The 22,217-nt window shown below is 68.0% G+C and carries 18 protein-coding genes; all 18 read right to left on the reverse strand.

The genetic code is table 11. The annotated features are described in order from the left end of the window. Window positions 1–55 precede the first annotated feature (55 nt). Complete coding sequence (gene ftsZ / locus OX89_RS10725; RefSeq protein WP_047350613.1) at window positions 56–1,285, reverse strand: cell division protein FtsZ; 1,230 nt, start codon at window positions 1,283–1,285, stop codon at window positions 56–58. 162 nt (window positions 1,286–1,447) lie between these two features. Then, on the reverse strand, window positions 1,448–2,677 hold the full coding sequence (gene ftsA / locus OX89_RS10730) for a cell division protein FtsA (RefSeq protein ID WP_047350614.1): 1,230 nt from the start codon (window positions 2,675–2,677) through the stop codon (window positions 1,448–1,450). Window positions 2,678–2,694: 17 nt separating this feature from the next. Beyond that, window positions 2,695–3,528: a cell division protein FtsQ/DivIB gene (locus tag OX89_RS10735; RefSeq protein WP_015914260.1), complete on the reverse strand. Its 834-nt coding sequence runs from the start codon at window positions 3,526–3,528 to the stop codon at window positions 2,695–2,697. Next, a complete protein-coding gene (locus tag OX89_RS10740) occupies window positions 3,525–4,523 on the reverse strand; it encodes a D-alanine--D-alanine ligase (protein WP_015914261.1) in 999 nt (332 codons plus the stop codon). The genes OX89_RS10735 and OX89_RS10740 overlap by 4 nt, the downstream gene beginning before the upstream one ends. Then, window positions 4,520–5,953 (reverse strand): UDP-N-acetylmuramate--L-alanine ligase, encoded by a 1,434-nt coding sequence (gene murC / locus OX89_RS10745; RefSeq protein WP_011806763.1) that lies wholly within the window; start codon window positions 5,951–5,953, stop codon window positions 4,520–4,522. Before murC ends, OX89_RS10740 begins: the two co-directional genes overlap by 4 nt. Then, the gene (gene murG, locus OX89_RS10750; RefSeq protein ID WP_011806764.1) at window positions 5,950–7,149 is read right to left on the reverse strand and encodes an undecaprenyldiphospho-muramoylpentapeptide beta-N-acetylglucosaminyltransferase; all 1,200 of its coding nucleotides are present in this window, start codon (window positions 7,147–7,149) and stop codon (window positions 5,950–5,952) included. Before murG ends, murC begins: the two co-directional genes overlap by 4 nt. Window positions 7,150–7,243: 94 nt before the next feature. Then, the gene (gene ftsW / locus OX89_RS10755) at window positions 7,244–8,524 is read right to left on the reverse strand and encodes a putative lipid II flippase FtsW (RefSeq protein ID WP_011806765.1); all 1,281 of its coding nucleotides are present in this window, start codon (window positions 8,522–8,524) and stop codon (window positions 7,244–7,246) included. After that, complete coding sequence (murD, locus tag OX89_RS10760) at window positions 8,521–10,413, reverse strand: UDP-N-acetylmuramoyl-L-alanine--D-glutamate ligase (protein ID WP_157497424.1); 1,893 nt, start codon at window positions 10,411–10,413, stop codon at window positions 8,521–8,523. The genes ftsW and murD overlap by 4 nt, the downstream gene beginning before the upstream one ends. Further along, complete coding sequence (mraY, locus tag OX89_RS10765) at window positions 10,410–11,588, reverse strand: phospho-N-acetylmuramoyl-pentapeptide-transferase (protein WP_047350616.1); 1,179 nt, start codon at window positions 11,586–11,588, stop codon at window positions 10,410–10,412. The genes murD and mraY overlap by 4 nt, the downstream gene beginning before the upstream one ends. After that, the gene (murF, locus tag OX89_RS10770) at window positions 11,579–13,042 is read right to left on the reverse strand and encodes a UDP-N-acetylmuramoyl-tripeptide--D-alanyl-D-alanine ligase (RefSeq protein ID WP_047350617.1); all 1,464 of its coding nucleotides are present in this window, start codon (window positions 13,040–13,042) and stop codon (window positions 11,579–11,581) included. The genes mraY and murF overlap by 10 nt, the downstream gene beginning before the upstream one ends. Continuing rightward, window positions 13,039–14,544, reverse strand: coding sequence for a UDP-N-acetylmuramoyl-L-alanyl-D-glutamate--2,6-diaminopimelate ligase (locus OX89_RS10775; protein ID WP_047350618.1), 1,506 nt, complete (start codon window positions 14,542–14,544; stop codon window positions 13,039–13,041). Before OX89_RS10775 ends, murF begins: the two co-directional genes overlap by 4 nt. Then, window positions 14,541–16,289 (reverse strand): penicillin-binding protein 2, encoded by a 1,749-nt coding sequence (locus tag OX89_RS10780; RefSeq protein ID WP_015914267.1) that lies wholly within the window; start codon window positions 16,287–16,289, stop codon window positions 14,541–14,543. Before OX89_RS10780 ends, OX89_RS10775 begins: the two co-directional genes overlap by 4 nt. Continuing rightward, window positions 16,286–16,588 carry a cell division protein FtsL gene (gene ftsL, locus OX89_RS10785; RefSeq protein ID WP_015914268.1) on the reverse strand — a complete coding sequence of 101 codons (303 nt, stop codon included), beginning with the start codon at window positions 16,586–16,588 and terminating at the stop codon, window positions 16,286–16,288. Before ftsL ends, OX89_RS10780 begins: the two co-directional genes overlap by 4 nt. Before the next feature lie 109 nt (window positions 16,589–16,697). Then, complete coding sequence (rsmH, locus tag OX89_RS10790; protein WP_047350619.1) at window positions 16,698–17,624, reverse strand: 16S rRNA (cytosine(1402)-N(4))-methyltransferase RsmH; 927 nt, start codon at window positions 17,622–17,624, stop codon at window positions 16,698–16,700. 9 nt (window positions 17,625–17,633) lie between these two features. After that, a complete protein-coding gene (mraZ, locus tag OX89_RS10795; protein ID WP_011806773.1) occupies window positions 17,634–18,062 on the reverse strand; it encodes a division/cell wall cluster transcriptional repressor MraZ in 429 nt (142 codons plus the stop codon). A 264-nt stretch (window positions 18,063–18,326) separates the two neighbouring features. Beyond that, the gene (gene hslU / locus OX89_RS10800) at window positions 18,327–19,667 is read right to left on the reverse strand and encodes an ATP-dependent protease ATPase subunit HslU (RefSeq protein ID WP_011806774.1); all 1,341 of its coding nucleotides are present in this window, start codon (window positions 19,665–19,667) and stop codon (window positions 18,327–18,329) included. A gap of 95 nt (window positions 19,668–19,762) precedes the next feature. Then, window positions 19,763–20,308: an ATP-dependent protease subunit HslV gene (gene hslV / locus OX89_RS10805; RefSeq protein WP_047350620.1), complete on the reverse strand. Its 546-nt coding sequence runs from the start codon at window positions 20,306–20,308 to the stop codon at window positions 19,763–19,765. A 93-nt stretch (window positions 20,309–20,401) separates the two neighbouring features. Then, entirely contained in the window at window positions 20,402–22,201 is a 1,800-nt protein-coding gene (locus OX89_RS10810; protein WP_047350621.1) for an STAS domain-containing protein, read from the reverse strand. Between the last annotated feature and the right edge of the window lie 16 nt (window positions 22,202–22,217).

Consider the following 22,217-nt stretch of genomic DNA (forward strand, 5'->3'; position numbering starts at 1 on the left):
GGTTCACTGCTGCAAGGGCGGGTCGCCCGCCCCGCGGCAGGTTTTGGCAAAAGGCTCAGTCCGCCTGCCGGCGCAAAAAGGCCGGGATCTCCAGATCGTCCATGCCGCCCGACGACAGGGCATCGACACGCGCTGCGGCCTGGGTGCGGTTGGTGCGCCAGACGCTGGGCACCGCCATGCTGCCGTAGTCGGTCTGGGCTGTGCCGCCCACCATGCCGCCCGGCACACCCAGCGCAGCACCGGCTGCAGGCATCTGGTACGCCACGTTGTCCGTGCCGGTGCGCAGGCTGCCCTGCACCACCTGCATGGGCTGGCGGCGCGCGTTCTGGCGCGACAGGCCCGTGGCCACCACGGTCACGCGGATCTCGTCACCCAGCGTGTCGTCGTATGCCGCGCCGAAGATCACATGCGCGTCCGGCGAGGCGTAGGCGTTGATGGTGTTCATTGCCAGCCGCGATTCGGCCAGCTTGAGGCTGCCCTTGCTTGCGGTGACCAGCACCAGCACGCCCTTGGCGCCCGACAGGTCGATGCCTTCGAGCAGCGGGCAGGCGATGGCCTGTTCGGCCGCGATGCGCGCGCGATCCGGGCCGCTGGCCGTGGCCGTGCCCATCATCGCCTTGCCGGGTTCACCCATCACGGTGCGCACGTCCTCGAAGTCCACGTTCACCTGGCCGTACTCGTTGATGATCTCGGCGATACCGCCGACCGCGTTCTTGAGCACATCGTTGGCGTGCGCGAAGGCTTCTTCCTGGGTGATGTCATCGCCCAGCACCTCCAGCAGCTTCTCGTTGAGCACGACGATCAGCGAGTCGACGTTGGCTTCGAGCTCGGCCAGTCCATCGTCGGCGTTCTTCATGCGGCGCCCGCCCTCCCAGTCGAAGGGCTTGGTGACCACGCCCACCGTAAGGATGCCCATCTCCTTGGCCACGCGCGCGATCACGGGCGCAGCGCCCGTGCCCGTGCCGCCGCCCATGCCGGCGGTAATGAACAGCATGTGCGAGCCCTGGATGGCCTGCCGGATGTCCTCCTGCGCAGCCTCGGCGGCCTCGCGGCCCTTGTCGGGCTTGCTGCCCGCGCCCAAGCCGCTTGCGCCCAGTTGGATGGTGCGATGCGCCGTGCTGCGGGTGAGCGCCTGCGCGTCGGTGTTGGCCGTGACGAACTCCACGCCCTGCACGTTGCGCGAGATCATGTGCTCGACGGCGTTGCCGCCGCCCCCGCCGACACCGATCACCTTGATCTGCGTGCCCTGGTTGAACTCTTCGGACTCGATCATTTCGATGGTCATGATGGTGCTCCTGAAACTTGGGTTGTGATTTGCAATTGCCGTAGGTTGGTGTTTGTTAGGGGACGGTCATTGCCGTCGGGCGGAGGCGCGGTACTTCGCCATCGCCCGCGGCGCCGCGGCGGCGGACTGGCGCGTGCCATCCAGAGCGGGGGGAAGGTCATGTCAGAAGTTCCCCACGATGAAATCCTTGAACCGGCCGAACGCGGTCTTCACCGAGCCGCTCTTGGCTGCCACCTTGAAGCCGCGCAGGCGCGCCAGGCGCGCCTCTTCCAGCAGGCCCATGACCGTGGCGGCGCGCGGCTGGGCAATCATGTCGGCCAGCGCGCTGGAGTACTTCGGGATGCCGCGGCGCACGGGCTTGAGGAAGATGTCCTCGCCCAGCTCCACCATGCCCGGCATGACGGCGCTGCCGCCCGTGAGCACGATGCCCGAGGACAGCACCTCCTCATAGCCGGACTCGCGGATCACCTGCTGCACCAGCGAGAAGATCTCCTCCACGCGCGGTTCGATCACGCCCGCCAGCGCCTGCTTGGACAGCATGCGCGGGCTGCGGTCGCCCAGGCCCGGCACCTCGACCTGCGCCTCAGGGTCGGCGAGCAACTGCTTGGCGTAGCCGCTCTCCACCTTGATGTCCTCGGCGTCCTTGGTGGGTGTGCGCAGCGCCATCGCGATATCGCTGGTGATCAGGTCGCCCGCGATCGGGATCACCGCCGTGTGGCGGATCGCCCCCCCGGTGAAGATGGCCACGTCGGTCGTGCCCGCGCCAATGTCCACCACGGCCACGCCCAGTTCGCGCTCGTCATCGGTAAGGACGGCCTGGCTGCTCGCCAGCGGGTTCAGCATCAGCTGCTCCACTTCCAGGCCGCAGCGGCGCACGCACTTGATGATGTTCTCGGCCGCGCTCTGCGCGCCGGTCACGATGTGGATCTTGGCCTCCAGGCGGATGCCGCTCATGCCGATGGGCTCTTTGACATCCTGCCCGTCGATCACGAACTCCTGCGGCTCCACCAGCAGCAGCCGCTGGTCGCTGGAGATGTTGATGGCCTTGGCCGTCTCCACCACGCGCGCCACGTCCGCCGGCGTGACCTCCTTGTCCTTCACGGCCACCATGCCGCTGGAGTTGAGGCCGCGGATATGGCTGCCCGTGATGCCGGTATAGACGCGCTGGATCTTGCAGTCGGCCATCAACTCGGCCTCCTTCAGCGCCTGCTGGATGCTCTGCACCGTAGCGTCGATGTTCACCACCACGCCGCGCTTCAAGCCGTTGCTGGGGGCTACGCCCAGGCCGGCCAGCTTCAGCTCGCCCCCGGGCAGCACTTCAGCGACGACTGCCATGACCTTGGCGGTGCCGATGTCCAGCCCCACGACCACGTCTTTGTATTCTCTTGCCATAGTTCTCTGTCCTGCCCTCAGTTGTTCTGCCCCGCCCTGCGCGCACGCGACGCCGCGCGCAGCGCAGCCGCCTTCTGTGCGTCCGTACTCACGGTGGTGACGCCGCGCAGGCGCAGCGCATAGCCGCTTTCATGCCGCAAGTCGGCGTACTCCAGCGCATCCACGCGACGCCCCTGCCGCTGCGCCACGTCCGGCAGCGTGTGCACCAAACGCGACACGCGCTGCATCAGCAGTTGCGTCGAGCCACTCCCCAGCTCCAGCACCGCCCCGCTGTCCAGCGTGACCCGCCAGCCTCCATTTCCCGTGAGCTGCAACGAGTCGATGCCGGAACCCAGCGGCGCCAACGCGGGCGCCAGCTGGCGGTACATCTGCAGCAACTCCGCGGAGCGCTCGGGCGTGCCCATCAGGCGCGGCAGGTTGTCCTGCTCCAGGTCGCCCGCGTCGGCTTCAAAGACCTCGCCCCGGCTATTGACCAGGGTGTCGCTGCCTTCGGCGCCCCAGTAGGCGACCACGTCGTGCTCCTGCAGCTGCACGCGCAGTCCACTAGGGAACTCGCGGCGCACATAAGCCTGCCGGACCCAGGGCACCTGCTCGAAGGCGCGGCGCGCGGCCTGCAAGTCGATGGTGAAGAAGTTGCCCACGAGTTGCGGCGCAACGTTGGCACGCAGGCTCAACGCGCTGGTGTGCACGAGGTCGCCCTCCACCACGATGCGCCCGATCGAAAACGCAGGGTGGCGCAGCAGCCAGCCCCCGCCCACCGCCAGCACGGCCAGGGCGCAGCCCAGGAACAGGACCGTAGCGGTCATGTTCATGAGGCGAACGTCCAGCGGTGCGGGCAGCGTGTTGTTCATACCGGCTCCCGTCCTCCTGCCGCACCGGCCCGGCCCTGCAGCGCGTCCAGCGACGCGCTCGCCAGGATGCGCAGGCACAGGTCGGGGTAGCTGATGCCGCTGGCATTGGCCGACATCGGCACCAGCGAGTGGCCGGTCATGCCGGGCGAGGTGTTGATTTCCAGCAGGAAGGGCTTGCGGTCGCTCGCGCGGATCATGATGTCGGCGCGCGCCCAGCCGCGGCAACCCAGCGTACGGTAAGCCTGCACGACGATGCGCTGGATCTCGCGCTCCTCGGCCTCGGGCAGGCCGCTCGGGCAGTGGTACTGCGTGACGTCGGTGAAGTACTTGTTCTGGTAGTCGTAGTTGCCTTGCGGCGCCTCGATGCGGATCACCGGCAGCGCGCGCGCCTCGGCGCCTTGGCCCAGTATGGGACAGGTGGTCTCGTCACCATCAATGAACTGCTCGCACAGCACCTCGGGGTCATGCTGCGCGGCCAGCCGATATGCCTGTTCGCACTGCCCCAGCGAAGTGACCTTGGTCAGGCCGATGGTGGAGCCCTCGCGCGAGGGCTTGACGATCATCGGCGCGCCCAGCTCCTGGAAGGCCTGGGCCGTCTCCGCACTGCTGGACACCAGGCGCCAGTCTGGCGTGGGCAGGCCGTCCGCGCGCCAGATGCGCTTGGTCATGATCTTGTCCATGGCGATGCTGGACGCCATCACGCCGGGACCGGTGTACGGAATGCCCAGCAGCTCCAGCGCGCCCTGCACCGTACCGTCCTCGCCATGGCGGCCGTGCAGCGCGATGAAGCAGCGGCTGTAGCCGTGGGCCTTGAGCTCCGACAGATCACTGTGCGCGGGGTCGAACGCATGCGCGTCCACGCCGCGCGAGCGCAGCGCCTGCAGCACGCCGCCGCCCGACATCAGCGACACCTCACGCTCGGCCGACGTGCCCCCCATGAGCACGGCCACTTTGCCCAGCGCCTTCACATCAATCTTGGGGTCGTTTTGGCTCATTGCGCCCGTCCTTCCTGCGCTAGCAGCTCATTTTTTTGTAGCAAATCAACCACCTTGGCGGGTACGCCACCGATCGAGCCCGCCCCCATGCACAGCACCACATCGCCATCCCGGGCGCCCGCGGCAATGCGCTGCGGCATGTCGGCCACGTTGTCGATGAACACCGGCTCCACCGTCCCGGCCACGCGCAGTGCGCGTGCCAGCGACCGGCCGTCGGCCGCCACGATGGGCGCCTCGCCCGCGGCATAGACCTCGGTCAGCAGCACCGCGTCGGCTGTGCCCAGCACCTTGACGAAGTCCTCGAAGCAGTCGCGCGTGCGGCTGTAGCGGTGCGGCTGGAAGGCCAGCACCAGGCGCCGCCCCGGATACGCCCCGCGCGCGGCCGCAAGCGTGGCCGCCATCTCCACCGGGTGGTGCCCGTAGTCCTCGATGAGCGTGAAGTGCCCCCCACCCTGCGCGGGCAGGTCGCCGTGGCGCTGGAAGCGCCGCCCCACCCCGGTGAAACCGGCGAGTGCGCGCAGCAGGGCGTCGTCGGGCACGTTCAGCTCGGCCGCCACGGCGATCACCGCCAGGGCGTTGAGCACGTTGTGCTCGCCGGCCAGGTTGAGCACGACCTGCAGGTCCGGCAGCGTCACGCCGTTGCGCCGCTGCACGGTGAAATGCATCTGCGTGCCCACGGCACGCACATCCACGGCGCGCACCTCGGCATCTTCGGACAGGCCGTAGCTCGTCACCGGGCAGGTCACCAGCGGCAGGATGTCGCGCACCGCCGGGTTGTCGATGCACAGGATGGCCGTGCCGTAAAACGGCATGCGGTGCAGGAAGTCCACGAATGCCTGCTTGAGCCGGCCGAAGTCGTGGCCGTAGGTCTCCATGTGATCGGCATCGATGTTGGTGACCACGGCCATCACGGGCAGCAGGTTGAGGAACGAGCCATCCGACTCGTCGGCCTCGACCACGATGTACTCGCCCTGGCCCAGCTTGGCATTGGTGCCCGCGCTGTTCAGCCGCCCGCCGATCACGAAGGTCGGGTCCAGCCCCGCCTCCCCCAGCACGCTGGCCACCAGGCTGGTGGTGGTGGTCTTGCCGTGTGCGCCGGCAATGGCGATGCCCTTGCGCAGGCGCATCAGCTCGGTCAGCATCAACGCGCGCGGCACCACGGGAATCTTGCGCTCACGCGCGGCCAGCACCTCGGGGTTGTCGGCCTGCACAGCGGTGGAGGTCACCACGGCGTCCGCACCAGCGATGTGCGCCGCCGCGTGGCCCACATGGGTGGCCACGCCCAGTGACTGCAGGCGGCGCAGCGTGGGGCTGTCGGCCAGGTCGGAGCCGGAAACCACATAGCCCAGGTTGTGCAACACCTCGGCAATGCCGCACATGCCGGAGCCGCCGATGCCGACGAAGTGGATGTGGCGAATGGCCTGCTTCATCGTGCCAGCCTTTCACATGCCGCGACGATGTCGCGGGTTGCGTTGATCTTTCGCATCGTGCGTGCCTTTTGCGCCTTGGCCAGCAGGTCCTGGCGCTTCATGTTCTGCAGCATCTCGGCCAGGCCGTGGGCGGTCAGGTCGGCCTGCTGCACCAGCCAGCCCCCGCCCACCTTCACCAGGTACTGCGCGTTGGTGGTCTGGTGGTCGTCCACCGCGTGCGGGAATGGCACGAAGACCGCCGCAGCCCCCACGGCCGCAATCTCCGTCACCGTGCTGGCGCCCGCGCGGCACAGCACCAGGTCCGCTTCGGCGAACGCGGCCGCGGTGTCCTCGATGAACGGCGTGAGCGTGGCCTCGACGCCCGCCGCCGCGTAGCTGCGGCGCAGGGCCTCGATTTGGGACTCTCCGCTCTGGTGGGTGACGATGGGTCGGTCCTGCTCATGGATCCATGCCAGCGCCTGGGGCACGATGTCGTTGAGCGCCTTGGCGCCCAGACTGCCGCCCACCACCAGCAGGCGCAGCGGACCTTCGCGCCCGGCAAGGCGCCGCTCGGGACGGGGCTGGCGCGTGAAGGCGCGCCGCATGGGGTTGCCCACCCACTGCGCATCGGGCAGCACATTGGGAAAGGCCGTGTAGACCCGCGTGGCCAGCCGCGACAGCAGCTTGTTGGCCATGCCGGGCACGGAGTTCTGCTCGTGCAGCAGCAGCGGCTTGCGCGCCAGGCGCGCGGCAATGCCGCCAGGGAAGGTGACGTACCCGCCCAGGCCGATCACCACGTCCGGCTGCAGCCGACGCACGACCGCGCGCGCCTGCAGGCATGCGCGTGCCAGCCGCAGCGGCAAGGCCAGCAGCGTCTTCAGGCCCTTGCCGCGCACGCCGGAGAAATCGATGGGCTCGAACGCGAAACCGCGCGGCGGCACCAGGCGCTCTTCCATGCTGCCGGGCGTGCCCAGCCAATGCACCTGCCAGCCACGTTCGCGCAGCGCCTCGGCCAGTGCCAGGCCAGGAAAGATATGTCCGCCCGTGCCACCGGCCATGACCAGCGCCGTGCGTTGGCGGGCGGGAAGGGAGTGCGCAGAGCGCTCCAGGACCTGCGTCGCGGGAAAGTTGGACTGAACGCCCTCGCGCCGTCCGGCCCGCGCGCGCGCGGATCGCCCACGGCGGGGGTGCTGGCTGTGGCCGAAACGTGACGTCATGTCGGCGCTCCTGGTGCGCGGCGCGCGCGCAGGGGCATGGCAAGCCGGCAGTACCGACGCACTGCCACAAGCCCGAGGCGGTGAATAAGGTTCCTCATGCACGGCCTCCGCGCATGAGCAGCTTGTTTTCGTAATCCACACGCAGGACCACCGCGATGGCGACCAGGTTCATCAGGATGGCCGATCCGCCAAAGCTCATCAGCGGCAGCGTCAGCCCCTTGGTGGGCAGCGCCCCCAGGTTCACTCCCATGTTGATGAAGGCCTGAAAGCCCATCCATATCGCCACGCCCTGGGCTACGAGGCCCGAGAACACGCGGTCCAGCGCGATGGCCTGGCGGCCGATGTGCATGATGCGCCGCGTCATCCACAGGAAGGCGACGATCAGCGTGAGCACACCCACCAGGCCAAATTCTTCGCCGATCACCGCCAGCAGGAAGTCGGTATGCGCCTCGGGCAGCCAGTGCAGCTTCTCGACGCTGCCACCCAGCCCCACACCGAAGATCTCGCCGCGGCCAATGGCGATCAGCGCATGCGAGAGCTGGTAGCCCTTGCCCAGGGCGTGTTGCTCGCTGAACGGATCGAGGTAGGCAAACACGCGCTCGCGGCGCCAGGGTGAGCTGGCGATCATGATGGCGAAGGCCGCCACCAGCACACCCGCAATCAGGAAGAACATGCGCGCGTTCACGCCCCCCAGGAACAGGATGCCCATGGCGATCACCGCGATCACCATGAAGGCGCCCATGTCGGGCTCTGCCAGCAGCAGCGCACCCACCACCGCCACGGCGGCGGCCATGGGCAGCACGGCGCGAAAGAACCGCTCCTTGACCTCCATCTTGCGCACCATGTAGTCCGATGCGTAGATCAGCACCGCGAACTTCGCCAGCTCGGACGGCTGGAAGTTCATGAACCCCAGGCTGAGCCAGCGCCGCGCGCCGTTCACCATGGTGCCCACGTGCGGGATCAGCACCGCGATCAACAGCACGATGGAGGCCACGAACAACCACGGCGCCATGCGCTCCCAGGTGTCCATCGATACCTGGAACGCGATCAGTGCCGCGACGAACCCCACGCCGATGGCAATCGCGTGGCGCAGCAGGAAGTGCGTGGGCGCGATGTTGCCAAAGCGCGGGTTGTCCGGCATGGCGATCGAGGCTGAATACACCATCACCACGCTGAAGGCCAGCAGCAGGACCACCACCCACAGCAGCGCCTGGTCGAAGCCCAGCACGCGCGCGGGCGTGGCGGCCGTGCGCCGGTATTCGGTGCCGCCCACGCGCACGGGCAGGACGTCGGCGTTTGCGGCCGGCGCGGCACCCGCCCAGGCCCGCATGCGCTGCCACAACGAGGGACGGGAAGCGGCGGTCGCGGCGGTCATGCCGTCCCTCCTTCCAGCGTCTGGCCGGCGTCTTCGGCCAGCGCCTGCACGGCTTCGCAGAAAACGCGAGCGCGGTGCGCGTAGTTGTCGAACATGTCCAGGCTGGCGCAGGCGGGCGACAGCAGCACGGCGTCGCCCGCATGGGCGCGCTGTGTGGCCAACTGCACGGCCTCGGGCAGCGTGGCGGCGTCCTGCAGCGGCACGCCGCAGCCCTGCAGCGCGGCGCGGATCTGCGGCGCGTCGCGCCCGATCAACACCACCGCGCGCGCATAGCGCGCCACGGGCGCGGCCAGCGGCGAGAAGTCCTGACCCTTGCCGTCGCCACCCAGGATCACCACCAGGCGCCGGTCGGCGCCCAGCCCGGTCAGCGCAGCCACCGTGGCGCCCACGTTGGTGCCCTTGCTGTCGTCGAAGTACTCCACCTCGCGCACGATGCCCACGGGCTCCACGCGGTGCGGCTCGCCGCGGTATTCGCGCAGGCCGTAGAGCATGGGCGCGAGCGGGCAGCCCGCAGCCTGGGCCAGCGCCAGCGCAGCCAGGGCATTGATGGCGTTGTGCCGCCCGCGGATGCGCAGCGCGTCGGCGGGCATCAGGCGCTGGATGTGCAGCTCGGCGTCCTGCGCCTTGCCGCGCTTGGCCGTTTCGTCCGCTTCGTGTGCACGCACCAGCCAGGCCATGCCGCTGACCACCTCGATGCCGAAGTCCCCCGGGCGCTGCGGCATGTCGCCACCGAAGGTCACGTGTGCGCGCAACTGGGGCTTTTGCAGCTTCACGCGCACTGGCGGTGGCAGCAGGGCCATGACTTCCGCGTCCTCGCGGTTGAGCACCATGAGGCCGGTTTCGCCGAAGATGCGCCCCTTGGCCTGTGCGTAGGCCTGCAGGCTGCCGTGCCAGTCCAGGTGGTCCTGCGTGATGTTGAGCACGGCCGCGGCTGTGGGCTCGAAGCCCTGCACGCCATCGAGCTGAAAGCTCGACAGCTCCAGCACCCACACCTCGGGCAGCGTGCCCGCGTCGATGTGCTGCGCCAGCGTATCCAGCAGCGTGGGGCCGATGTTGCCGGCCACCGCCACGCGCTTGTCCGCGCACTCCACCAGCAGCCCCGTGAGGGAGGTCACGGTGGTCTTGCCATTGGTGCCGGTGATGGCCAGCACCGCGGGCGCGTAGCCCTGACCGGCGCGCAGCTCGCGTAGCGCCTGCGCATACAAACCCAATTCGCCTTCCACGCTTATCTGGCGGGCGCGAGCAGCTATAACAACAGGAGCGATCTCATTCGGACTCAGACCTGGCGAGCGGTATACCGCGTGCAGCGCGCGCCCCTGCACCAGGGTCTCATCGAAGGCGCCGGCGATGAACTCCACCTGCGGCAGTTCTGCGCGCAGCACCGCCAGCTGCGGCGGACTGCTGCGCGTGTCGGCCACGGTGACCTGCGCACCACAGCGCACACACCAGCGCGCCATGGCCAGGCCCGAGGCGCCCAGACCCAGCACCAGCACCTGCTTGCCGGCAAGCGCGGGCGGCGCCTGCGGGGCCTCCTCGGACGCGACGGCAGGCTCCTCAACGGCGTGGTCCGCAGCCGGAGAACCGGGGGGGTCTTCAGCAGACGTGCCAGCGCCACCCTCCGCCGGAGCCGCGTCGGCAAAGATGCGCGCCACGAACTCGGCAGCGGCGGCCGCGGCTGACACCGCGGGTGCGGTGTAGTCATAGCGCGCCACTGCATCTTGCGCGGGCGCTGGCAAGGGCGATAGATCCTGCGGCGGACTGTCGTGCGCCGCATCCTGCGGCAACGCGTCGTCCCGCTCCCCGGGCGCGGACACGGGCGCCGGCGGCACAGTCGTCGCTGCGGCGCCGAATGCGTCGGGGTGCAGGGGATCGTGGTGGCCAGTGTTCATCGCAGCTTCAGCGTGGTCAGACCCACGAGGCACAACAGCATGGTGATGATCCAAAAGCGCACGACGACCTGCGTCTCCTTCCAGCCGCTCTTTTCAAAGTGGTGGTGCAGCGGCGCCATCTTGAGGAGGCGCCTGCCCTCGCCATACTTGCGCTTGGTGTACTTGAACCAGGTCACCTGCAGCATCACCGACAGCGCTTCCACCACGAAGATGCCGCCCATGATGGCCAGCACGATCTCCTGGCGCACGATGACCGCGATCGTGCCCAGCGCAGCGCCCAAAGCCAGCGCGCCGACGTCGCCCATGAAAACCTGGGCGGGGTGGGTGTTGAACCACAGGAAGGCGAGGCCCGCGCCCGCCATGGCGGCGCAGAAGATCAACAGCTCGCCCGAGCCGGCGATATAAGGGAACAGCAGGTATTTCGCATAGCCCGCGTTACCGGTCACGTAGGCGAAGATGCCCAGCGAGGCGCCCACCATGATCACGGGCATGATGGCCAGGCCATCCAGGCCATCGGTCAGGTTCACGGCGTTGCTGGAGCCCACGATCACCAGGTAGGTCAGGATCACGAAGCCCAGCACCCCCAGCGGGTAGCTCACTTCCTTGAAGAACGGCACCAGCAGGCCTGCCTTGGGCGGCAGGTCCATCGAAAAGCCGGACTGCACCCAGGTGATGAACAGCTCGAACACCCGCGTGTTGGAGTTCTCGGAAATGCTGAACACCAAGTACAGCGCGGCCAGCAGCCCGATCACCGATTGCCAGAAATACTTCTCGCGCGAACGCATGCCCTCGGGGTCCTTGTTGACCACCTTGCGCCAGTCGTCTACCCAGCCAATGGCGCCAAACCCCAGCGTCACGGCCAGCACGATCCACACGAAACGGTTGGACAGGTCGAACCACAGCAGCGTGGAGATGGCAATGGAACCCAGAATCAACACGCCGCCCATGGTGGGCGTGCCGCTCTTGGACAGGTGCGTCTGCATGGCGTAGCCGCGGATGGGCTGGCCGATCTTCAGCGCCGTGAGCATGCGAATGACCCTGGGGCCCGCAATCAGGCCGATGAGCAGCGCCGTCAACGCTGCCATTACCGCGCGGAAAGTGAGGTACTGAAACACGCGCAGAAAACTGAATTCGGGAGACAGGCCCTGCAGCCATTGCGCCAGCATTACAAGCATGCAGCCCCCTCTTGCCCGGCAGCGGCGGCAACGATGACGCCCGCAGCGCCGCCCTCATGCAAGGCCTGTAGCGCCTGCACGACCTGTTCCATCTTCATGAATCGCGATCCCTTCACCAGCACGCTGCCCACGGCGGGCAGGGCCTGCACCACCGCGGCCTGCAGCGCAGCCATGTCCTTGAAATGCCGTGCCGTCGGCCCGCAGGCCTGCACGGCGTGGGCGCTCAGGTCGCCCAGCGCAAACAGCTGCTCGATGCCGCGCGCACGGGCGTGCGCGCCGGCCTCGGCGTGGAACTGCGGCCCCTGGTCGCCCACCTCGCCCATGTCCCCCAGCACCAGCAGGCGCGGGCCAGGCAGTGCGGCCAACACCTCGATGGCCGCGTGCACCGAGTCGGGGTTGGCGTTGTAGCTGTCGTCCACCACCGTGATGGAACGCCCCCCGCAACGCACGGCCAGCGCCCGCGAGCGCCCGTTGACCGGCGCGAAAGCCGCCAGCCCTTGCGCAATGCTCGCCAGAGGCACCCCCGCGGCCAGCGCGCAGGCCGTGGCGGCCAGGGCATTGGTGACGTTGTGGCGCCCTGCGATGGCCAGCCGCGTATCGAATGCGCCGTTGGGGGTGTCGATGCGCACCTGCCATGCGCCGTCGCCCCATTGCGCTGCGGCGCAGCGCACCTCGCCCGCGGCCTCGCCAAAGGTCAGGCAGTGCCGCGTGTCGGCCAGCTCGCGCCACAAGGGCGTGAAGGCATCTGCCGCCGGGAACACAGCCGTGCCATCGGCCGTCAGGGCAGACAGCACGCTGCCGTTCTCGCGCGCCACGGCCTCCACCGTGTGCATGAATTCCAGGTGCTCGCGCTGGGCGTTGTTGACCAGGGCCACGGTGGGCCGGGCAATGTCCGCCAGATTCGCGATCTCGCCGGGATGGTTCATGCCCAACTCGACCACCGCAGCCTCGTGGCCCGGCCGCAGGCGCAGCAGCGTGAGGGGCACGCCCACGTCGTTATTGAAGTTGCCCTGCGTGGCCAGCGCGGCGTCGCCTTTCCAGGCCCGCAGCACCGCCGCGATCATTTGCGTGACCGTGGTCTTGCCGTTGCTGCCGGTCACGGCGATCAGCGGCAGATCCCGCTGCGCGCGCCAGCCAGCGGCCAGCGCTCCCAGGGCGGCCAGGGTGTCGGGGACCTCGATGCCGGGCAGACCGGCGTCGGCCAGGCCCGCATGCGCAATGGCCGCCGCGGCGCCGGCCGCTCGCGCCTGGGACAGGAACTGGTGCGCATCGAAACGCTCACCCTTGAGCGCCACGAACAGGTCACCTGCGGCCAGCGTGCGGGTATCGGTGTGCACGCGCGCGAGCGGCGTGGCACCTTCGCCGATCAGTCGCGCACCAGGAATGCGGGCGCGCAGCAGATCAAACGCCTGTTGCAGCGTCATCATGGGGGAGTTGTTCTGGTGGTGGCTCATGCCACGCCTCCTCGGCGCGCGAGCGCTGCACGCGCGTGCGCCATGTCGGAGAACGGCACACGCTGGCCCGCCGTCTCCTGATAGTCCTCATGGCCCTTGCCGGCAATCAGCACCACATCGTTGGCGCCGGCCTCGGCCAGCGCTTGCGCGATGGCCGCGGCGCGGTCGACCTCGGCACGCACGCTGGTGCCTGCAATCGTGCCCAGCAGGATCTGGTGGATGATGGATTGCGGCTCCTCACCCCGCGGGTTATCGCTGGTGACGATGACCTCGTCGGCCTCGCGCTGTGCCACGGCTCCCATCAGCGGACGCTTGCCGGCGTCGCGGTTGCCACCGCAGCCGAACACGCACCACAGCCGCCCTCCGCGCTGCGCCGCCACGGGCTTGAGCGCGGCCAGCGCCTGGTGCAGCGCATCGGGCGTGTGGGCATAGTCCACAGCCACCAGCGGCTGGCCAGCGGCCGCCAACTGCTCCATGCGCCCGGGCACGGGCCGCAGGCGCGCACAGGCCTGGAGCGCCTGCGCCAGGGGCACCCCCAGCGCACGCATGCCTGCAATCACGCCCAGCAGGTTGGACACGTTGTACAGGCCGATGACCTGGGTTTGCAGCACCTCGGTATGCGCGCCTTCGGCCACCGTGAAGGCCAGGCCGGCACCCGTGTGCACGATGTGCTTGGCCTGCAGGCGGGCGGGGCCCTGCAGGGAGACGCTCCACAGATCCAGGTCACTGCCCTGCAGCTCGGCATGCAGAGCGGCGCCCTGCGGGTCGTCCACATTGACCACGGATGCGCGCAGCCCCGGCCAGTCGAACAGTGCGCGCTTGGCTTGCCAGTAGGCGGCCATGCCCGGGTGGTAGTCCAGGTGGTCCTGCGTGAAGTTGGTGAACAGCGCCACGTGAATGCGTGTGCCGTCCAGGCGGTGCTCGGCCAGGCCGATAGACGATGCCTCGATGGCGCAGGCGCGATGGCCCGCTTCCGCAAACTGCGCGAAGGCGCGCTGCAGGCGCACCGGGTCGGGGGTCGTCATGCCCGTGGTCTGCAACGCTGGCGGCACGCCCATGCCCAAAGTACCCACCAGCGCGCATCCAGCAAGCGCTGGCAGCTCTTCTTTTGATAGCTGATTGAGCGCATCCGCCAGCCACCAGGCCGTGCTGGTCTTGCCGTTTGTGCCGGTCACGGCCAACACCTGCAGGCGCTGGGTAGGGTGGCCGAACCACTCGGAGGCAATCATGCCGGTCGCGGCCTTGAGGCCGCGCAGCGCCGCGATGTGGTCTCCCGCGAGGGCGAAGGGCTCCACGCCCTCGCACTCCACCAAGCAGGCGGCAGCGCCGCGCGCCACGGCGTCGCCCACGTGGGCGCGCCCGTCCGTGGCCGCGCCGGGCCACGCGATGAACCCATCGCCCGGCTGGATCAGGCGGCTGTCCGTCTGCAGCGTACCCGTGACGCGCTGGCGCAGCCAGTCCACGGCCTCCTGCAGGGTGGTGAGCGTGTGCAGTGCGTTCACAGCGATTCCTCCACACCGTTGGAGACGATGAGCGGCTTGACAGCCATGTCGGGCGCCACGCCCATCATGCGCAGGGTCTGCTGCACCACTTCACTGAACACCGGCGCCGCGACCGCACCGCCGTAGATCACGCCGTTGCTGGGCTCGTCGACCATCACGGCCACGATGATGCGCGGTTGGTCGATGGGCGCAAGCCCGGTGAACCAGGCGCGGTACTTGCCCGAGGCGTAGCTCTTGCCCACCTGCTTGCGCGCCGTGCCGGACTTGCCGCCCACGGAATAGCCCACCGTCTGCGCCTTCTGGCCCGTGCCGCCGGGCCCCGCGGCCATCTGCAGCATCTTGCGCACCTGGTTGGCGGTGCGTTCGGAGAACACGGGCACGCCCACGGGCGCTTCGTGGGTCTTCAGCATGGTGGCGGGAATCACCTTGCCGCCGTTGGAAAACACGGTATAGGAGCGCGCCATCTGGAACAGGCTGGCCGACAGGCCGTAGCCGTAGGACATGGTGGCCTGCTCGATGGGCCGCCAGCTCTTGTAGGGGCGCAGCCGCCCGCTCGCCACCCCCGGAAAGGCGATCTGCGGCTTTTGCCCGAAGCCGACGGCAGAGAAGGTTTCCCACATTTCCTGCGCCGGCAGCTGCATCGCGATCTTCGTGGTACCCACGTTGCTGGACTTCTGGATCACGCCCTCCACGGTCAACAGCCCGTAGTTGTGCGTATCGCTGATCGTCGAGCCGGTGATGGTCAAGCGGCCTGGCGTGGTGTCCACGCTGGTTTCGGGCTTGAAGCGGCCGCTCTCCAGCGCCAGCCCCACCGTGATGGGCTTGATGGTGGAGCCGGGTTCGAACACGTCGGTGAGCGCGCGGTTGCGCAGTTGCTCGCCCGTCAGGTTCTGGCGCTTGTCGGGCACATAGCTGGGGTAGTTGGCCAAGGCCAGCACCTCGCCCGTGCGCGCATCCAGCACCACCACGCTGCCGGCCTTGGCCTTGTGCGCCTGCACGGTGTCGCGCAGCTTCTGGTAGGCGAAGAACTGCACCTTGCTGTCGATGGACAGCTGCATGTCCTTGCCATCCACGGGCGGCACTTCGGCGCCTACGCCCTCCACCACGCGGCCCAGGCGATCCTTGATCACGCGGCGCGACCCCGGCTTGCCCGCCAGATCCTTGTCGAAGGCCAGCTCCATGCCTTCCTGGCCATGGTCTTCCACGTTCGTGAAGCCCACCACGTGCGCGGCGGCTTCGCCCTCGGGATACTGGCGCTTGTATTCCTTGCGCAGGTAGATGCCCTTCAGCCCCAGGGCGGTGATCTGCTGGCCCACGTCCCAGTCGAGCTGGCGCTTGATCCAGACGAAGGTCTTGTCCTCGTCGGCCAGCTTGCCCTGCAGCGTGGACAGCGGCATGTCCATGAGACGCGCCAGGTCCTTGAGCTTGGCGCGCACCTCGGGCTTGGCCATTTCCACATCTTCAGGGATAGCCCAGATGCTGGCCGCCGGAACGCTGGAAGCGAGGATCAGGCCATTGCGGTCGAGGATGCGGCCCCGGTTGGCCGGCAGCTCCAGCGTGCGCGCAAAACGTACCTCGCCCTGGCGCTGAAAGAAGTCGTTGCCAATCACCTGCACGTAGGCGGCGCGCCCCGCCAGGCCCACGAAACCCAGCGCCACCAGGGCGACGATGAACTTGCTGCGCCAGACAGGTGTCTTGCTGGCCAGCAGAGGGCTGGAGGTGTAGTTGACGCTGCGGCTGCTCACGGCGCGCGCCCCTCGCCGGCTGGCACGACGACGTTACCGCCGTCGGTCACGTATTCGGTAATGGCCGGCGTGGCGGTACGCATCTGCAGCCGGTCGCGCGCCAGGCGCTCCACGCGCAGCGGCGTGGCCTGCGCGCGCTTGTCCACCTGCAGGCGCTGGTGCTCGGTCTCCAGGCGGCGCGACTCAGCCACCGCGCGATCGAGTTCGGTGAACAGCCTTCGCGACTGGTATTGCGTATGCACGAGGTATAGCGCGCTGGCCATCACCGCCAGCAGCAGCACAAGGCTGATGCGCGTCATCGCCCGCCTCCCGTGTGCCCTGCAACGCTCGAAGGACTGTGCCGCGAAGCGAGCGCGCCCCGCGCATGCGCGTGCAGCGGCGTGGCGACATGGCACATCCGCGCGTCGCTCATGCGGGCACCTCCGTGCGTTCCGCCACGCGCATCACGGCGCTGCGCGCACGCGCGTTGGCGGCCACCTCGTCCGTGCTCGGCTTGATGCGCTCCAGCGCCCTGAGCCGCATCGGCTGGGGCGGCGCGAACGGCGCACGGCGGTCGTAGACCTCCTTGGAGTGCTGTGCGATGAACTGCTTGACGATGCGGTCCTCCAGCGAATGGAAGCTGATGACCACCAGCCGGCCACCGGGCCGCAGCACATGCAGGCTACCCTCTAGCGCCTGCTGCAGCTCCTCAAGCTCGGCGTTGATGAAAATCCGAAGAGCCTGAAATGTGCGCGTTGCAGGGTTCTGGCCCGGCTCGCGGGTCTTGACCGCGCCAGCCACGATGTCGGCCAGTTCGGCGGTGCTTGCAATGGGGCCGCGTTCCGTGCGCCGAGCAACAATCGCCTTTGCAATGGGGCCAGCAAACCGTTCTTCACCGTAGTCACGTATCACCTCCGCAATCTGTGCCGCTTCGGCATCTGCCAGCCACTCGGCCACGCTCTGGCCACGCGTGGTGTCCATGCGCATGTCCAGCGGACCATCGAAACGAAAACTGAACCCGCGCTGGGGGTCGTCGATCTGCGGGGAGCTCACGCCCAGGTCCAGCAGTACACCGGACACGCTGGCGGCGGGCAGTTCCCCGAGATGGCTGAACCCCTGGTGCCGAATGGAAAAGCGCGCATCCGTGATGCGCGCCGCTGCTTGAATGGCTTCGGTGTCCTTGTCGAACGCCACCAGGCGGCCTTGCGGCCCCAACCGCTGCAGGATGAGCCGCGAATGCCCTCCCCTGCCAAAGGTGCCGTCCACGAAGGTGCCCGCAGGCGCATCGCCCTCGCCCAGCAAGGCGTGCACCGCCTCGTCGAGCAGGACCGTGGTGTGTTGCAAGGGCTGGTTCACACGCGGCCCCTAGAAAGAGAAATCCTTGAAGACATCGGGCATCTCGGCCTGCATGGCCGCGGCTTCCTTGGCCTCGTAGGTGGCCTTGTCCCACAGCTCGAAGTGGTTGCCCATGCCCAGCAGGATGGCGTCTTTGGACAGGCCGGCCGCCTCGCGCAATTCGGGCGAGACCAGCACCCGGCCGGTGCCATCCATCTCCACGTCCATCGCGTTGCCGAGGAAGATGCGCTTCCACCATTGCGCGGACATGGGCAGCTGGGCAATGCGCTCGCGGAACTTCTCCCACTCGGGACGGGGGAAGACCATCAGGCAGCCATCGGGGTGCTTGGTGAGCGTGAGCTGGCCGCCCGCCTGCGCCGTGAGGGCGTCACGATGCCGGGTCGGCACGGACAGCCGCCCCTTTGCATCCAGACTCAGCGATGACGCCCCTTGAAACACCGATGGAACCCCTTGCCCGCTACTGCCGCTTTCCACCCCGAGAGAGGGTGCAAAGGGCACTTTTCACCACTTAATTGCACTTTTTTGCACTGTAGCAGGAAAAGAACACCAGGCAAGAGGCGCCGCAACAAAATTTTGCAATGAAATCAAGGACTTAGCGCCGATTTCCAAGGTGAGAATCGGGCAAATGTCCTTATTGATTAAGCACTTAGCTGCAGGTATGCAAGTGGTTTATGAAGGCTTGACGTCCCACGCAACCAGGCATCACAGGATGTATCGGGACAAGTCTTCGTCCTGGCTCAGCGACTGCAGCCGTGCATTCACGTAGCCGGCATCCACCACCACGGTCTGCCCCGACAGGCGCGTGGCGTCATAACTCACCTCGTCCAGCAGCCGCTCCATCACCGTGGACAGGCGGCGCGCGCCGATGTTTTCGGTGCGCTCGTTCACCTCGAAGGCAATGTGGGCCAGACGGGTGATGCCCTCGGGCGTGAAATCCAGGGTGACGCCTTCCGTCTCCAGCAGCGCCTGGTACTGCTTGACCAGCGACGCGTGGGTCTGCGTGAGGATGGCTTCGAAGTCCTGTACAGACAGCGAGGTGAGTTCCACGCGTATCGGGAAGCGCCCCTGCAGCTCGGGGATCAGGTCGCTCGGCTTGGCCAGGTGGAACGCCCCCGAGGCGATGAACAGGATGTGGTCGGTCTTGACCATGCCGTACTTGGTGGACACCGTGGTGCCTTCCACCAGCGGCAGCAGGTCGCGCTGCACGCCCTGGCGCGAGACGTCGGCGCCGCCGGCCTCCTGGCGCGACGCGACCTTGTCGATCTCGTCGATGAAAACAATACCGTTCTGCTCGGCGTTGGCCAGCGCCCGCGTCTTGACCTCTTCCTCATTGACCAGCTTGGCGGCCTCTTCCTCGACCAGCAGCTTCATGGCCTCGGCGATCTTGAGCTTGCGCGCGCGACGCCGCTCCTGGCCCATCTGGCTGAACATGCCACGCAACTGCTCGGTCATCTCCTCCATGCCGGCCGGGCTCATGATTTCGAACTGCGGCCGCGCATCGGCCAGGTCGATTTCGATCTCCTTGTCGTCCAGCTGGCCCTCGCGCAGCTTCTTGCGGAACACCTGGCGCGCCGTGCTGTCACCCGCGGGCTCGCCGGTGCGCGCGGTATCGACGCCAGCGCCGCGCGCCGGAGGGATGAGCACATCCAGGATGCGGTCCTCGGCGGCGTCTTCGGCACGCACGCGCACCTTCTTCATGTCGGCTTCGCGCGTCTGTTTCACGGCCACTTCCACCAGATCGCGGACGATGGAATCCACGTCCTTGCCCACGTAGCCCACCTCGGTGAACTTGGTGGCCTCGACCTTGATGAACGGCGCGTCCGCCAGGCGCGCCAGGCGCCGCGCGATCTCGGTCTTGCCCACGCCCGTGGGGCCGATCATGAGGATGTTCTTGGGCGTGATCTCGTGCCGCAGGCTGGCGTCCACCTGCTGGCGGCGCCAGCGGTTGCGCAGTGCAATGGCCACGGCGCGCTTGGCGCCGTTCTGGCCGACGATGTGGCGGTCGAGTTCGGAGACGATTTCCTGGGGAGTCATGGAGGACATGCTGCAGCCTGCCTGTCTTTATGAGTCAAATGAGCCGCTAGCGCTTGATAGACAAGCGCAAACAGCTACAAAAAAGATAGCCAACCACACGACGCCTACAACGTCTCGATGGTGTGGTGCATGTTGGTGTAGATGCACAGCTCGCCCGCGATCTCCAGCGACTTCTTGACGATCTCGGCCGCGGGCAGGTCGGTGTTGCTCAAGAGCGCCTTGGCGGCCGAGTGGGCGTAGGCGCCGCCCGAGCCGATGGCGACGATGCCCAGCTCGGGCTCCAGCACGTCGCCGTTGCCGGTGATGATGAGGGACGCGGAATGGTCCGCCACGGCCAGCATGGCCTCCAGGCGGCGCAGCACGCGGTCGGTACGCCAATCCTTGGTGAGTTCGATGGCCGCGCGCGTCAGTTGGCCCTGGTGCTTTTCCAGCTTGGCCTCGAAACGTTCGAACAGCGTGAACGCATCGGCCGTGGCGCCGGCAAAGCCTGCCAGGACCCGCCCCTGGTAGAGCTTGCGCACCTTGCGCGCCGTGCCCTTGACAACGATGTTGCCCAGGGTGACCTGGCCGTCGCCGCCAAGGGCGACCTGGATGCCGTCCGCCGTCTGGCGCCGGACGCTGAGGATGGTGGTGCCGTGGTACTGTTCCATAGCTGGTGCATATGGGGGCGCTGCGCCGCCTTGCAAGCACGGCAGAGCACCTTCTCGGCAACGACCTCGGAGTGGCAAATAGCCGGTGCGGCCTCAGTTCTTGCGGGGCACCACCCAGGCGTGCTCGTTCACGCCGATCACGTTGAAGAACACGGCGACCAACCGGTGCAGGTTGGTGAACTGCACCACATGCCCTTGCGCCTGCTGGGTGGCCGCCCAGTTCAGCACCGAGCCCACGGCAGCGAAATCGATGCGGATCAGCCGATCGCAGGCCACGTTCAGCGGCACGCCGGGGCGCACGAGAGGCTCCAGCGGCTCCAGGACGGAGGCCGCATCCCCCTCGATGTGGCCTTCGAGCGTGGCGGCAGGCCCCTCGTCCACGCCGCCCGGCTGCGACAGCGCGAACCCCGACGCGTACAGCGCGCTGTCGGCCGCGTCTGGCGTGGCCGGTGGCTGCGCACCGTCGTCGCCGCTGTAGCCGCAGCGCGGAGGTACCCACGATGGCGGCGAGACCTCGTAGGTGACGCAGTAGTCCAGCGCGACGAGTTCGAATTCATCGGGCAGCCCCATGAGCCGCAGTGCCGCCATGCGCAGCCGCCACCACTGTGGATCGGCGCCGCGGTCCCCCGACTGGGTGTGGGCCTGCAGGACCCCCTGCAGCGCGGCGGTGCCAACGAAGTGGATCTGCACATCCCGCTCCGCGCAGGCCTCGAACAGCTCGGCCAGCGCGGTGACCGCCGGCAGATCGATCGCGGTCAGCCGCGTCCAGTTCAGGGTCCAGGGCGGCGCGGAACGCGCCAGCGAGGCCTGCAGCGCCGCAATCGATTGCTGCGTGAGGGTGGATTGCGCACTCCAGCTCAGTTCCCTCTGCGGGATGGCGAGTGCACCCACGTCAGGCGTCATGGCCTTCAAACCCAGCTGTTCGGGCAACGAGAACCACAGCGGCGCCGAGCGACCGAAACGAGCGGCATAGTCAATGGCCAGCGCGTCGAAAGGCTCCTGCTGGCCCGTGGCCCGGTACAGGTCAAACAGGGTCATCCAGATGTCATGCTGCTGCTGGGGGTCACTGTGCTGGTGTTGGACCAGCACTTCCTTCAGGCCCGACTCCGCGCCGGCATAGTCGCCATTGGCAAAGCGGATCGCGGCCTCTTCCAGGTCGGGTTCGTGCACGAACTTCTCCGGTTGGGACGGCGCGGGTTGCGGCGCGTCCTCCGCGAGCGGCGGGGGTACGACCACCGGGCTCGCGTCGTGGAACATCGGCACGACGGCGGGCGCCTTGTCGAGCGTCGGCGGCAGGCTCATCGGCGCCGTCGGCGCAAAGGCGCGCGCAGGGTCGCCGGCCAGTCCGCTGGAGGCCAGCGCCGCCGCCATGGCCGCGGCCGCAGGCGACGGTTGTCCTGCGGTGGGTGCAGCGGCAAAAGCCGCGGCAGCCACAGGTGCGGGTCGCGGCGCGGGGGCTGCGGGCAGCGCCGCACCGTCAGGCGCGGGCGCCGCAGGGGTTGGGGCCGGGGTTTCGCCCGACCCTTTGCCCTTCCACCATTGCTGCGACATCTGCGCCTCGATCTCGTCGATCTTCTTGAGCGTGACAGCCCGCTCATCGGGCGAGGTCATGCTGGTCTGGAAGAACGACGTGCGCGCAGTGATGTCTTCAGGGCGCTGGCCGTGCAAGGCCTCGCGCTGGCGCAGCTTGCGCAGCTGATCGAACTCGCGGCGGCGCACGAAATCGTTGCGCCGCTTGCGCTCGATCATCTCCTTGAGCATCTGCTTGCTGTACTGGCTCTCGCGGTCCGCCTCGACCGCATCGAGATCGGACCAGTTGACGGTGGGATTGCGCACGAACCGCACCATCTTGGACAGCAGGCCGCCGGATGTGGTGGTGTCTTCCTTGCTCATGGATGCAAATGGGCGT

Origin of the sequence: Diaphorobacter sp. J5-51, assembly GCF_001023515.1 — a bacterium.
GTDB lineage: Bacteria > Pseudomonadota > Gammaproteobacteria > Burkholderiales > Burkholderiaceae_C > Diaphorobacter > Diaphorobacter nitroreducens.